This window comes from Cupriavidus sp. HY129 (genome assembly GCF_059492215.1).
In genome coordinates, this window is sequence record NZ_CP083255.1 from 1304880 (window position 1) to 1318873 (window position 13994).

A 13994-nucleotide genomic window follows, 5' to 3' on the forward strand; every position below is an offset into this window, starting at 1 on the left:
TCGGTTTGCGATGCCGATCAGGCGCTGCCGCGCGCCATCGCGCGGATCAGCGCTTCCATGGCGCCATCATCGGTTGCTTCCTGATCGAGATAAATCTGCTAATTTGCAATGCATTGATCCACTGATGGAGCAATCGGCGTGGAACTATTGAACGACATGGCCTTGTTCGTGGAGGTCGTCAAGGCGAAGGGGTTTCGCAGCGCCGCGGACGTTCTGGATATGCCGAGTTCGACGCTGTCCCGGCGAATCAGCGCCCTGGAAAAGGCGATCGGGTTGCGCCTGCTGCACCGCACGACGCGCAAGATCGAGTTGACGGAGGCCGGCCGGATCTACTTTGAGCGATGCAAGCGCATCGTGGGCGATGCCAGGCTGGCTCACGAACAGCTCGGTACCATGCTGGCGGAGCCTGTGGGCGTGCTCCGGGCGTCATTTCCAGTTGATTTCGCGGTGACCTATCTGGCGCCGCTGATTGCCGAGTTTGCTGGCCGCTACCCCGGACTGAGCTTCGACTTCGATCTCACGCCCCGGCGAGTGGATCTGGTGAGCGAGCCGTTCGATGTCGCCATCCGCGCGGGCGAGCCCGAAGTCTCGCAACTGATCGCGCGTCAACTGGCGTCGTTCCGGACCTATCTCTATGCCTCGCCTGGATATATCGAACGCGCGGGAGAGCCGCGCGCTCCCGCCGATCTGAATCATCATGAATGCCTGGGCATACAGCGGGGCGGTGCGTGGACACTGCATCGCGGCGAAGTCACCACCACGATCCCGGTGAGCAGCCGCTTTACGTTGAACAGCGTCGGGATGGCGCGTCGTCTGGCCGCGCTCGACATGGGCATCGTGCTGATGGCCGAAGCGATCGTGGCAGATGACCTCGCCACGGGACAGCTACGCCGGCTGATGCCCGAATGGCAGGGAACGCCGGTACCGGTCTACGCCATGACCGAGACGCGCCTGCTCCCGGCCAAGACGCAGCGATTCATTGAGTTCCTGCGTGAACGGTTCGAATAACAGGCGGGTAGCCGCGCGCTCAACGCTGTGAAAAAACAGTGATTGAGAAGGCTTCCAGTGCCACGTCTTATCCCAGTGCCAACGAAGGCGCGCCTGACGCGAGTCAGTTCACCCCGTGGCGTTCCGAGGAGCGAGACTGCTACTGAGCCGACGGCCCGCTGGACAAACCGGTCGACTCGGAGGGCGCCGTGCCACCACCCGGCGTACCCGCCGTGCCTGGCGTGTTTCCATTCCCCGAGTCGGGTTTGTCCTGCTGCTGCGCCTGCCGTCCATGCCGGCCGCCACCGCGCTGACCTAAGCCGCCACCACCGCCGCCATGGGATTTTGTCGCGGTCTGCTTCAATTCCTGATTGATGGTGTCGATCGTGCGTGGCGCCGGCGTCATGCGCGCGAAGTTACTCTGGATATTGCGCATGGCCGCGTCGTTATCGCCTCCATCCGGGGGCGAGGCCGCTTGCTGGCTGAAGGCGACGCCTGGCAGGGCCAGCACGGCGGCAGCCGCCAGCCAGGCGGCAATACGTGGCTGGCGACGGAAGGTGTGGCGCGGTTTGTTGGGGGCGGGATGATTCATGTTGCGTGTCTCGGCTCCGGTTGATGATTGTGGGGAGCATTTCCCCACAAGAGCACGCAATCTGTTAGTTCTTTCCCGTTTCAGCGTATTGCGGTTGTATCGGCGGATTACAACGACGCTGGCCGCTGTGGCCTTGGACTCACAGCATCCCGGTGATGTGCTGCATGACCAGGCTGCTCAGCGCCACGCTGACCCACACGATCAGGCCCAGCAGCAGCGGGCGGGCGCCGGCGCGCTTCAGGCGTTCGAAGTCGGTGCTCAGGCCAACGCCGGTCAGCGCGCCGATGACGAGGAACGGGGCCAGTTGCTGGATGACGTGCGTCACGCCTGCCGGGAGGAATTCGTTGATTGCCGACGCCAGCACGAAGAGCACGATGAACCAGGGGATCACGCGACGCATCGAGCCGCCAGGCTGGCTGCGCTGGAAGAGCATGGCGATGACCAGCGTGACGGGCACGATCATCATCGCGCGTGTCAGCTTGACGATCGTCGCGTACTCGCCGGCGGCTGAACTCCAGGCATAGCCGGCTGCCACCACCGACGAGGTGTCGTTGATCGCCGTGCCGGCCCACAGGCCGAAGCCGGCATCGGACATGCCGAGCATCTTGCCCAGGATCGGGAAGATCACCACGGCCACGACGTTGAACATGAAGATCGTGGACAACGCATACGTCATGTCGTGATCGTCCGGCTGCAGCACGGGCGTGATCGCGGCGATTGCCGAGCCGCCGCAAATGGCCGTACCGGCACCGATCAGGACCTTGAGCTTCTCCGGGATGCGCAGCAGGTGCCCGGCCACGAGGGCCACGGTGAAGGCAACCGCCAGTGTGACGAGCGAGATAGGCAAGGACGTCAATCCGGTATGGACGACCTCATGCAGTGGCAGGCTGAACCCCAGGCCGACGATCGAATACTGCAGAAGCTGCTTGGAAGCGAACTGGATGCCGGGCTTGCACGACTCGGATGGCTTGAGGAAGGCTCGGCAGAGCAGGCCAAGCAACATGCCGAATACGGCACCTCCCAGCAGTGGCACAGCCTTGCCAAGCAGCGTGGCGGGCACGGTCAGGGCGAGAACGAGGAGTAGCCCGGGGAGTGTGGATCTTGCGGAGAGGAGTCGGGACGCCATGCTGCAAACACCTTCTTAGATGAATTTTGCATAACGATATTTCCTCAGTGCATATGGGCGCCAACGGTATTTTCGGGTTGTATCTATCGAAAATGTCGATAAGGACGGCTGTCGGGCCTGCCGCGGCAACCGACGATCCCCCACAAAAGCAAACCGCCGCGACGAGGTGCTCGTGGCGGCGGTTTGCTTTTATCGGTTCGTTCTATCGGCTCGGGCCCGTCTGGCGTGGCCCCAGTCTTCCTACTGCTTGTTCGGGGTGGTGCAGAGCCCGTGCAGCTTGCGCAACCCTGAGTAAAGTCCGCGCCTTTCCTCTGGCGTCAGCATCCGGATGACCGATGCCTGCCCGCGACGCGCCAGCGGAATGACCTGCGCATGGAGGGTGGCCCCCTCTGGCGAAATCCGGCATGTCAGGCGCCGGCGCGTTCCGCCTTCCGACTCAAGCGTCACCAGCCCGCGATCCTCCAGCAGCCGCAGTGTCCGGCTGACCAGCGCCTTGTCCGAGGTGGACTGCCTGACCAGTTCCGCGAATGACATCGTCTCGCCGTGCGCCAGCAGCGCCAGGATGCGCCACTCCGGCACCGTCAGCTCGAAGCGGGACGCGTACGGCTCCGTCACGTTGCTGCGCAGCGCCGTGACGAGCTGGCTCAGCATCGTCGTCAGGAAGTCGTTGACGTTGAGATCGGTGCCGGCTTCGTCGAGGTTCGACCACGGGTCGGTGGTCCCGGTGTCGACGGAGGCGGAACGGGTTGTGCTGGACATGAAGGGGGAGCTGTGGAGACGTGCTGGAAAATCGCCGCAAAGCGCGGCTGGAAGCCGATCGCGATTGTCTCACATGCAGGGTTGCCGGCAACTTCGCGGGTTTGCGCGTCGGACGCCCGCCTCACAAACGTTACGCGCGCCGATGACGCGCCCGACATCGGGGCGCGTCACCGGCGCGCGCAAGCAGTGTCATCCGGCCGCCGCGCATCAGGGCGCGGCGTTTCCGTGCGGCATCAAGCCGCGAAACCGCCATCCACGTTGAGGCTGGCACCCGTCACGAATCCAGCCTCAGGGCCGGCCAGATACGCCACCATGCTGGCGATCTCGTCGGGGTGGGCGTGACGTTGCAGCGCCATCAGGCCGTGCAGCGATGCTGCGAATTCGCTGTCCTCGGGGTTCATGTCGGTGTTGACTGGGCCAGGCTGCACGTTATTGACCGTGATGCCCTTCGGTCCCAGGTCGCGTGCCATGCCTTGCACCAGCCCCTTCAGGGCGGACTTGCTCATCGCGTAGGCGGCGCCGCCCGGGAACGGCATACGATCCGCATTGGTGCTGCCGATGTTAATGATGCGGCCGCCCTGGCCCATGTGCGCCAGCGCTGCCTTCGCGGCGACAAATACCGCGCGTACATTCACGGCCAGCGTCTTGTCGAAGTCTTCCAGCGGGAACGTATCGACCGGACCGAGGAACAGCACGCCGGCGTTGTTCACGAGGATGTCGATCCTGCCGAAGTCAGCGGCGGCCGCGTCGATCGCACGCGTGACGGCCGCGGCATCGGCCGCGTCGGCGTGATAGGCACGGGCACGGCCGCCTGCGGCCTGGATCGATTCGGCCAACGCTTGCGCCACCGCGCCGGAGCTCTGGTAGGTGAAGGCCACGGCGGCGCCTTCGCGTGCCAGGCGGCGCACTACCGCGGCGCCGATGCCGCGCGATCCGCCGGTGACGAAAGCCACCTTGTTCGAGAGGGCGGCGGAGGCAGGGGTGGGGGTGGGGTTCATGATTGTGTTCCTGTGTGGTTGGGACGGTGATGGCAGTATGGTTTTCGCGATCTGCAACCGGTAGTCATGATTCCGTATCAACTTTTTCAACCATTGGTATAAGCTTCGGCGCATGGAAGCGCTGAACCTGCTCGAGTCATTTATCCAGAGTGCCGAAACCGGCAGCTTTTCGGCTGCCGCGCGTCGCCTCGGGCTGACGCCGGCCGCAATCAGCAAGAACGTGGCGCGGCTGGAGAGCCATCTCGGGCTTCGGCTGTTTCAGCGCAGCACGCGCCGGCTGACGCTGACGATGGGCGGCGAGCAGTTCCTGCAGCAGGTATCCGATCCGTTCTCGACGTTGCGCGACGCGTTTGCCAGCGCCGCGCAGGAGGACGGCAAGCCCGCCGGGGTGCTGCGCGTGAGCATGGGCGTGGCGTTCGGCCGCGAGTACCTGGTGCCGTTGCTTGGCGAATTCCTGGCGCGTTATCCGGGCATCGTGCCGGACTGGCATTTCGAGAACCGCACCGTCGATCTGATTGCCGGTGGTTTCGATGCGGCCATCGGTGGCGGTATCGAACTGACCGAAGGGGTGGTGGCGCGGGAACTGGCGCGGACCTACGTGGTGGTGGCAGCGTCGCCGACGTACATGAAAGACCGGGTGATGCCCCGCCACCCGTCGGACCTGGCGGGCTTCGACGGCATCGTGCGCCGGTCGGCCTCGACCGGACGTCTGCGGCATTGGAATCTGCGTAATCAGATAGGCGAGCAGGCGCTGGCGGAGATGCGCACGCGCGTGATTCTCGACGATCCGGAGGCAATGGCCCATGCCGCCATGAGCGGCCTCGGCATTGCGCTGCTGCCGATGCCGCATGCCGCGCCCTGGCTCGAGAGCGGTGCGCTGGTGCGCCTCCTGCCAGGGTGGTATGCCGACAATGGGCCGATCGTGCTCTACTATCCGAACCGCAAGCTACTGCCGCCGAAAACGCGCGTATTCATCGACTTCATTGCGGAATCGTTCCAGAAGAAAGCGCTCGCGCACCGATTCGACGGGCGCTGAGCGAAACCCCGTGTAGCACCTCACCCTCGGAGGGCTGTATGCCACCGGCAACACGAAGAGGTTTTCCGCTCCACGCTTACATCTGGGCGCCGTTCGCCGTTCTGGTGCTGCTGGTTGGCGCGGTGGCTTGCGGCGTCAACTACCTGATGACGAAGTCGGCGCTGGAACATGCGATGGCCGATGCCAACGAGCGCATCAGTCGCGAGATGCTGGAGAAAGTCGAGGACATGGTGCTGCCGACCCAGGCCGCGGTCACCCTCGTCAGCCACAGCTCACTGGGCGAGGCCACCACGCTCGCGCAGCGCATGGCACGTGTTGCGCTGGTCCGCGATGCGCTTGGCACATCGCCGGTTCTGCAGTCCCTGTTCCTGGGCTATGCCGATGGCAGTTTCTTCTACGTACGCCGCGTGCGCGATGACGCCGAGCGCGGGCCATACCAGGCGCCCGCACGCTCGGCCTACGTGATCCAGAGCATCGACCATGACGCAGGGGCGGCATTTGGCCAACTGATTTTCCTCGACACGGACCTGAACGAGCTTGCCAGGCGCCCAACGCCAGATTTCGTGAAGCGATACGACCCAAGGAAACGCCCCTGGTATATGGAGGCCATCGCGGCGGGCAAGCTGGTTCGGACCGAACCGTACATGTTTTTTTCCGACTACCAGGCCGGGGAGACCATTGCCGTGCCAACGCGCGCCGGGAGTGCCGTTGCCGGTGGCGACTTCCGGCTCGACACGCTGGGGCAGGCGCTCGCGCGTGACAGAACCACACCCGGATCGGTACTTGCCGTCGTCAATGCGCAGGGGCAACTGGTCGCCATCGACCGGAGTCCCCCGGAATGGATGTCGGCGCCAGACGCCATGCGCACGGGCCTGCTGGGCAAGCCGGAAGATTACGGGCTGCCGGTGCTGTCCAGCCTTGCGGCAAAGGTGGTGAGTGGCAGCGAGGCAGCCGTCCGCAACGAACTGACGACGCTGGGCGGCAAGGGCTGGTACACCAGTATCGGCCGTATGAGCGGCGGCGTCGGCACGCTTTACCTGGTGATGGCCACGCCGCAGGATGAACTGCTGAGGGACGCGACCCGGCAGGCGAGCGTCGGGATATTTGCCACCGCACTGGTCGTCCTGCTGTCCTTGCCGCTGATGTGGCTGGTCGCGCGCGCGGTGGCCCGCCCGCTGTGTCAGTTGACCGATGAGGCCGAGGCCATCCGCCGCTTCGATTTCGACCAGCCGTTCCGTTTCTGGTCGCCGGTGCGCGAGGTCCATCGGCTGGGCGAAACGATGGACAAGATGCGCAACACCATCCAGCAGTTGCTTATCATCATGCGGTCCGTCACCGCGGAATCACAACTCGAGAAGTTGCTGCCCCTGCTGTTGCACAAGATGCAGAACGCCGCGGCGGGGCAGGCGGGCGTGCTGTACCTGCTCGATGGCGACACTGTCCGTCCCGCCGCCGCGCTTGATGCGCAGGGGCGTGACATCGTTCAGGAGATCGGGTCCACGCCATTGCCGGAGGCGCTGTCGTTGATCGTGGCGGCGGTGCGTGATGGTGTGTCTCGCACGGGCTACGTGACGGCTGCCGAGGCGGCTCAGGCAAAGCTTGGCCCGCTGGCATCGGTCATGCCTTGTTTCGTGGCCGCGATTCCGCTGATCAATCATCGACACGAATGCCCGGGCGTCGTGCTGGTGATGCGCGACACCCCGCTTCAGACGGCGCAACTTGCCTTCGTCGATACGATCGCCGGCCTGTCCGCTGGCGCGCTGGAAGTCCGCGAACTGAGTGCTGCCCAGCGCGACCTGTTCGATGCATTCATCCGGCTGCTGGCCGATGCGATCGACGCCAAGAGCCCGCATACGGGTGGTCACTGCGCGCGCGTGCCGGAACTGACCAAGATGCTGGCCCGGGCGGCGTGCGAGGTCACCCAGGGCCCCTACCAGTCCTTCCAGCTCAGCGAGCAGCAGTGGGAGGAACTGCACGTGGCTGCGTGGCTGCACGACTGCGGCAAGGTGACGACGCCCGAGTTCGTGATCGACAAGGCGACCAAGCTGGAAACGCTGTATGACCGGATTCACGAAGTGCGCATGCGCTTCGAGGTACTCAAACGCGATGCCGAGATTCAGTGCCTGCAATCCATTGCCGCGGGCGAGCCGTTGCCGATCGCGCAGGCGCGGCGCGATGCGGAGATCGCGCGGCTCGACGACGACTTTGCTTTCGTCGCCGCATGCAATCGGGGCGGCGAGTCCATGTCGCAGGAAGACAAGGACCGACTGCGGCAGATCGCCGCCCGCACCTGGACGCGGACGCTGGACGATCGGCTCGGCGTCTCGCACGAGGAGTTCGCGCGCAAGTCCCGTTCGCCCGCCCGCGCATTGCCAACGCAGGAGCGACTGCTGGCCGATCGCGACGATCATCGCATCGAGCGCGGGGCGCGCGATGTCATGCCGCCGGACAACCCGTGGGGCTTCAAGCGCAAGGTGCCACGCTATCTCTACGACCACGGCGAATTGCACAATCTGACGATCGGGCGCGGCACGCTGAGCGAGGAAGAACGCTACAAGGTGGAAGACCACATCGTGCAGACGCAGATCATGCTGTCGCGCCTGCCGTTCCCGAAGCATCTACGCAATGTGCCGGAGATCGCAGGCGGGCATCACGAGAAGATGGACGGCACCGGCTACCCACGCGGGCTGACGCGCAACCAGATGAGCCCGCTGGCCAGGATGATGGCGATTGCCGACATCTTCGAGGCGCTGACCGCCGCGGATCGGCCCTACAAGAAAGCCAAGACGCTCTCGGAGTCGATCGGCATCATGGCCCGGCTCAAAGCACAGCAGCACATCGACGGCGAACTGTTCGACCTGTTCCTGACATCCGGCGTCTATCGCGAATACGCGCAGCGCTATCTGGACCCCGCGCAGATCGACGAGGTGGATACGGAAGACTACGTCGATGCCGCCTGAATGGGGCACTGCCGGCCCATGGCGTTACCTGCCCCGCGCGCCCCAGCGTCGCGCGCGGCGCGCGGAATCGGCGCGGTGGACGCGCAGCAGCAATCGTGTCAGCAGATCGTCGGCAACCGGGATGATGGCCACGATGAGCAGCAGCGCGGCCAGCGGCAGCGTGGCGGCGTAGCCGAGCGTGCTGAACGCCTGCGCGCCGACGATGCCACCCACCAGGAACATGCCGACCAGCACCGTGAGCAGACGTAGCTTGTGGCGGTCGGCCATGACCGGCCGGCTATTGGGGCGCACCGCAGCATTCCAGTAGAACAGCTTGCCCAGCTCGATGCCAATGTCGGTCACCATGCCGGTCACGTGCGTGGTACGGATCTCGGCGTTGGAGAGTTTGGTGATCAGGGCGTTCTGCAGGCCCATCATGAAGCAGAGCAGCATCACGGTGGCCGGCACGAACAGCCAGTCCATGTCATTGAGATGGCTGCCCAGCAGCCCGAAGCAGAGCAGCAGAGTGGCTTCGACCAGTAACGGGATCGCGTACTCGCTGCGCAGGCGGGTTCTTCTCGCCCAGTTGACCAGGATCGCCGTGGTGCCCGCCCCGGCCAGGAACGACGCCAGTGCGCCGATGCCGTGCACCACCAGCCCGTATCGCTGCAGCACCAGGTCGTCCGCAATGGCGGAGACGATGCCGGACATGTGGGACGTGTATTGCTGCACCGCAAGAAAACCGCCCGCGTTGGCCGCGCCTGCCACGAAACACAACACGCGCGCCAGGCGGCGATTGGAGGCCGGGTTACGGTGACGGGCGGTCAGACTGCGCAGGAACCCGATCGGCATGGTCGTAGAGGCACGGTATGGCGAAAACACTAATCATACGACCACTGCCCACCGGGCCGTGAGCCCTCCGAGGGGTTTGGCGCTCTGGACGGGCGTTTTCAGCACCTAGGCAACGCCCGGCCGCTGCCATCCGGCCTGCCGCAGTTCCTCTTGCTGGCGGCGCAGGATCTCGGTGGTAGTGCCCTTGCCATCGGGCGCCCAACCCGGCGGCATGATCAGGTACGCGGCGGCGTGCCAGAGCTTCGAGGCGGAGGCCATGTCCCGGCCCAGGCTGACCCAGTGCTCGAACTGGTTGACGATCGGGTTGTGCGTGGTGGACGGATGGACCAGTCCGTAGCGGCACGGTTCGTCGGCGCGCTCTTCCACATAGGTACCGAACATGCGGTCGAAGATGATCAGCACGCCACCGAAGTTGGCATCGAGGTAGTCGATGTTCGACGCGTGATGGACGCGGTGGGCCGACGGCGTGTTGAACACGTATTCGAGCCAGCCGAGCTTGGGCATCCAGTCGTTATGCAGCCAGAACTGGTAGAGCAGGTTGAGCGAAAGCGTGGCCAGCACCACTTCGGGACGCACGCCGAGCAGGACCAGCGGCGCGAAGAACACGGCGCTGCCGGTGAGCTTGCCGGTCCAGCCCAGCCGGTATGCGGACGTCAGCGTGAGCTGGTTGGGGGAGTGATGCACGGCGTGCGTGGCCCAGAAGAAGCGGATGCGGTGCGCGGCGCGGTGGTACCAGTAGTAGCAGAACTCCTGGCCGACGAAGAGCAGGAAGACAGCCAGCGCGCTGTTCAGCGTGACTGTGAACAGGCGGTGATCCCAGGCAAACGAGAAAATCGGCGCGGCCAGCGAGAGCGGCAGCAGTACCGACAGCTTGCGTCCGGCCAGGTCGGCCAAAGACAGCCAGACCTCGTTCCAGGAGAACGGGTTGACGCCGTCGCGACGCTTGCGCCACAGGACGAATGCCTCGATCAGCGAGACGGTGACGACGAACGCGGTGACGTACATCGCAAACTTGCCAGTGATGACCATGGTGAACCTCGGTGAAATCTGTGAACTCGGTGGATTCAGTGCGGGGCGCGGTTGTGCCGCGTCGGTGAGGCAACTCTAGCGGCGGGCGATCCGGGAATCCATTAGGGAATTATTTCGCCCAATGTCACGCGGCTGGCCTTGACATTTCCCGACATGATTTCCGGGGCGACGCCCGTGGATCGTCGTCCTATAGTTCGGCCCGTCGACACGCCAGGTCGTGTTGCAGCGCACCGAATCGAAAGGACTTCAAGATGATTTCACGCACCCGGATCGCCGCCACCGGCGTACTGCTCCTGCTGGCCAGCACGTCCGCATCCGCCTGGACTGGCCACGGCACGGCCTATACGCCACGCGGCACCTACAACGGCGCCCACTTCGGATCGTGTGGCGGTGGAAGCTGCTCGCACGCCGGTGGCGTGGTTGGCCCCTACGGTGGCCTGGCCACCAACACCGGCACGGTTACCCGCACCGCGCCCGGCCAGTTCTCGAACGCCGGCACGGCGGTGGGACCGAACGGCCGTTCGGTACAGCACGATGGCAGCACCAGTTGCGCGAGCGGTACCTGCTCGCACAGCGGCGACATGACTGGCGCCAATGGCCGTAGCGCCACCACCAGCGGCAGCGTTACTCGCGAGGCGCCGGGCCAATACACCTCGTCCGGCACCGTGACGGCCGGCAACGGCAACACCTACAACCACGCGGCATCGACGGCCTGCGCAGGCGGCACCTGCGATCGCTCCGGAACGGTAAGTGGCAGCTATGGCGGCACCGTCACCCACGCCGGCAGCGCTACGCGCGTGTCGTCCGGCGTGGTGACCACCGGCGGTGGCGCGACGGTCGTGCATGGCAGCGCGGTGTCGACCGGGGGCACGGTCGTGGTTGGTGCTGTGCCAGTGGCGTATGTGCCGCCGCCTCCGGTGGCAGTCGTGGCAACGGTGCCGGTGGCACCGCCTCCCCCGCCGCCCGCAGCGCCCGTTTATGTCGCGCCGCCGCCTCCGGCCGTCGTGGTCACGGCCAAGGCACCGCTGCCGGTCTATGTGGCGCCGCCGCGTGTGGCTGTCTGGGTACCGGCCCATTGGGTCGGCCGCGTCTACGTGCCCGCGCACTGGGCCTGACGCACACCGGTGCGCACCGGTCCAGATTGATTTCCCAACTTTTGCATCCAGGAGTAGATCGTGAAGAAGATGATGGCAGTACTTATCTTGTGTATTGTTTCGGCAGGCGCGCATGCGCAGAGCCGGTTGATGGCGATGGGCGCGATGGACGCGATGGGGGCGACGGGCGGTGCCGCGGGCGGCGACCGTATCGAGCACGCCGAAGCGGCGGCGCAGCAATTGCAGACCCGCTTTGCGAACGCGAACACCACCCATGACGGCAAGCTGACCCGCGCGCAGGCGGCTGCTGGTATGCCGATGGTGGCGAAGCATTTCGACGAGATCGACAAGCAGCGCGCCGGCTATGTGACGCTGCGGCAGATCGAGATTTTCATGGCCCAACGGATGTCGGCTCGCTGAACACATGGGAGACGCGGCATGGAGCAGGTGAACCGGATAATCGTGCTCGATGACGAGGCGGAGTTGCGCAATATGCTGCAGCGCTTCCTGACCGGGCATGGCTTTCACGTGCGCGCGGTGGCGGACGGCAAGCAGCTCAATCGTTACCTGCAGCGCGAGCCGTACGACCTGCTCGTGCTCGACCTGATGATGGAGCCCGAGGATGGCCTCTCCGTCTGCCGCAGGCTCCGCGCCGAAGGCCAGACGATGCCCATCCTGATGCTGACCGCCAAGGGCGATCCAGCCGATCGCGTGATCGGGCTCGATACCGGCGCGGACGACTATCTGGCCAAGCCGTTCCTGCCCGACGAACTGGTGGCCCGCATCCGTGCGTTGCTGCGCCGCCAGAAGATCGCCGCCGGCGATCCCACCGTGGCTTCCCAGACGCTGAGCTTTGGCGAGTTCCGCTTCGATGTCGGCAAGCAGACGCTGAGCCGCGCGGGCGTGCCGGTGGAAGTGCACTCTGCCCAGATGCTGCTGCTCCAGGCGCTGGGCGCGTCGCCAAACCGGCCGGTCAGCCGCGAGAACCTGCTGGCCCGCGCGCGCGGCCGCGATCATGACGCGCTCGATCGCAGCATCGACGTGCAGATTCTGAGGCTGCGCCAGATCGTCGAGGAAGATCCGTCCAAACCGCGCTTCATCAAGACGGTTTGGGGCGTGGGATACATGCTGGTAGCCGGCGTGGAGGCGTGATGCGGATCGGACTGCCGCGCTCGCTGCTGGCTCGCAACATCGCGCTGCTGGTGGCGCTGGTGGCGTTCACGCAGGTGTGTTCGCTGGCGGTGCTGCTGCACTTCGCGCAGCGCCCGCGCGTGGAGCGCGCCGCGACGGTGTTCGCGCACTATGTGTCGATGCTCGATGGCGTGATGGCGGCCATGCCGGCCGAAGAAGCCAGAGTGGCCGTGGCGCGCCTGGGTGGTCAGACGGACGCGCCGGCAGTGGACGATGTGATGGAAGCGCGGGCGCTGCATCCATTCCGCACCTGGCAGCGCGACGTGTTCATGGACGAGCTGCACAAGGCCCTGCCACCCGATATGCCGGTGCAATGGCAGGATGCGGGCGACAACGAGCGACTCTGGATCCGCATTCGCGCAGCCGGGGTGCCAACGTGGGTGGCCTTGCCGATGACCGCCGATGCGCAGGCCAGCGGCATCACGGCCGCCATTGCGCTTTCCGCGGCGCTCGGGTTGCTGGCGGCGCTGACCGGATACCTGATCCAGCGCCATATCAACCGGCCATTGCAGAACCTGGCGCGCGCGGCGTTGCACGTCAGCGCCGGAGGGACGCCCGCGCCGCTGCCCACCGATGGGCCGACCGAAATATCGCAGGTCAGCAGTGCGTTCAATCGCATGACCGAAGCCCTGCAGCAGACCGAGAAGACGCGCGCGCTGATGCTGGCCGGCATTTCGCACGACATCCGCACGCCGCTGACCAAGTTGCGCCTGGCGATGGCGATGGCGTTGCCGCGCGGGACGGACGATGCATTCGTGGGGTCGGTGGAAGGCTACCTCGATCGCATCGACACGATCCTCCAGCAGTTCATGGACTATGCGGGCAGTGGCGAACGCGAGGCGCCGCAGCCGGGTGACCTCAATGCGCTGGTGCGCCAGCTTGCGTCCGACTTCGCCGGGCTCGGCCATGAGTTCGAACTCGATCTCGGCGATCTGCCGCTGGTGTCATATCGCCCGACGAGCATGTTGCGCCTGTTGATGAACCTGATGCAGAACGCCATCAATTATGGCCGTACGGGACTGATGGTGCGCACGTGGAAGGAAGGCGGCGCCGCACATGTTGCCGTTTGCGATCGTGGCATCGGTATCAGCGTGGCCGAGATCGAACAACTGCGCGCGCCGTTCAGCCGCGGCGACAATGCGCGCGGGCACTCGGGCGGCACGGGGCTCGGGCTGGCCATCGTCGAGCGGATCGCGCGACTGCACGGCGGATCACTCGCGTTCCGTCCACGCGACGGCGGTGGACTGGAAGTGGTGGTGTCGCTGCCCGCATGACATCGAATGAAATAGTTCTTGCCTGGCCTGTTGCATGGCCGCATCCGATACTGGGTCTGCCGGCGCCGAAACCACGCCGCCCCCAAATAGACCCATTAGCAGACCCACTAGCAGGAC

General features: G+C 65.3%; 12 protein-coding genes and 1 pseudogene. 7 read left to right on the top strand and 6 right to left on the bottom strand.

Features of this window, described 5'->3' with window-relative positions; genetic code table 11:
- Positions 1-138 precede the first annotated feature (138 nt).
- Positions 139-1008 (top strand): LysR family transcriptional regulator, encoded by an 870-nt coding sequence (locus K6G35_RS22165; protein ID WP_186426054.1) that lies wholly within the window; start codon positions 139-141, stop codon positions 1006-1008.
- Between the two features lie 139 nt (positions 1009-1147).
- Here the strand turns inward: K6G35_RS22165 and K6G35_RS22170 are convergent, their stop codons facing one another.
- From K6G35_RS22170 to K6G35_RS22185, 4 genes are all read right to left on the bottom strand, one after another.
- Complete coding sequence (locus K6G35_RS22170) at positions 1148-1579, bottom strand: hypothetical protein (protein WP_008650970.1); 432 nt, start codon at positions 1577-1579, stop codon at positions 1148-1150.
- A gap of 139 nt (positions 1580-1718) precedes the next feature.
- The gene (locus K6G35_RS22175; RefSeq protein ID WP_040011258.1) at positions 1719-2705 is read right to left on the bottom strand and encodes a YeiH family protein; all 987 of its coding nucleotides are present in this window, start codon (positions 2703-2705) and stop codon (positions 1719-1721) included.
- Positions 2706-2945: 240 nt separating this feature from the next.
- Complete coding sequence (locus K6G35_RS22180; RefSeq protein WP_008650968.1) at positions 2946-3464, bottom strand: MarR family winged helix-turn-helix transcriptional regulator; 519 nt, start codon at positions 3462-3464, stop codon at positions 2946-2948.
- Between the two features lie 233 nt (positions 3465-3697).
- Complete coding sequence (locus tag K6G35_RS22185; RefSeq protein ID WP_035884505.1) at positions 3698-4462, bottom strand: SDR family oxidoreductase; 765 nt, start codon at positions 4460-4462, stop codon at positions 3698-3700.
- 112 nt (positions 4463-4574) lie between these two features.
- Between K6G35_RS22185 and K6G35_RS22190 the strand changes: the two genes are divergently transcribed.
- Together K6G35_RS22190 and K6G35_RS22195 are read left to right on the top strand one after the other, a co-directional pair.
- Positions 4575-5498 carry a LysR family transcriptional regulator gene (locus K6G35_RS22190; protein WP_495677105.1) on the top strand — a complete coding sequence of 308 codons (924 nt, stop codon included), beginning with the start codon at positions 4575-4577 and terminating at the stop codon, positions 5496-5498.
- Between the two features lie 38 nt (positions 5499-5536).
- Positions 5537-8458, top strand: a complete 2922-nt coding sequence (locus K6G35_RS22195) for an HD domain-containing phosphohydrolase (protein ID WP_286880277.1) — start codon at positions 5537-5539, stop codon at positions 8456-8458.
- 42 nt (positions 8459-8500) lie between these two features.
- Here K6G35_RS22195 and K6G35_RS22200 read toward each other — a convergent pair.
- Positions 8501-9289: pseudogene (locus tag K6G35_RS22200) on the bottom strand (YoaK family protein); the annotation flags it as partial.
- Between the two features lie 105 nt (positions 9290-9394).
- Complete coding sequence (locus K6G35_RS22205; protein WP_008646968.1) at positions 9395-10318, bottom strand: sterol desaturase family protein; 924 nt, start codon at positions 10316-10318, stop codon at positions 9395-9397.
- A gap of 251 nt (positions 10319-10569) precedes the next feature.
- Between K6G35_RS22205 and K6G35_RS22210 the strand changes: the two genes are divergently transcribed.
- The 4 genes from K6G35_RS22210 to K6G35_RS22225 all read left to right on the top strand — a co-directional run bounded on the left by K6G35_RS22210 (position 10570) and on the right by K6G35_RS22225 (position 13877).
- The gene (locus K6G35_RS22210) at positions 10570-11433 is read left to right on the top strand and encodes a hypothetical protein (RefSeq protein ID WP_495677106.1); all 864 of its coding nucleotides are present in this window, start codon (positions 10570-10572) and stop codon (positions 11431-11433) included.
- Positions 11434-11502: 69 nt separating this feature from the next.
- Positions 11503-11832 (top strand): hypothetical protein, encoded by a 330-nt coding sequence (locus tag K6G35_RS22215; RefSeq protein WP_495677123.1) that lies wholly within the window; start codon positions 11503-11505, stop codon positions 11830-11832.
- A gap of 18 nt (positions 11833-11850) precedes the next feature.
- Positions 11851-12564, top strand: coding sequence for a response regulator (locus K6G35_RS22220; RefSeq protein ID WP_008646974.1), 714 nt, complete (start codon positions 11851-11853; stop codon positions 12562-12564).
- The gene (locus tag K6G35_RS22225) at positions 12564-13877 is read left to right on the top strand and encodes an ATP-binding protein (RefSeq protein WP_495677107.1); all 1314 of its coding nucleotides are present in this window, start codon (positions 12564-12566) and stop codon (positions 13875-13877) included. Before K6G35_RS22220 ends, K6G35_RS22225 begins: the two co-directional genes overlap by 1 nt.
- Positions 13878-13994 lie beyond the last annotated feature (117 nt).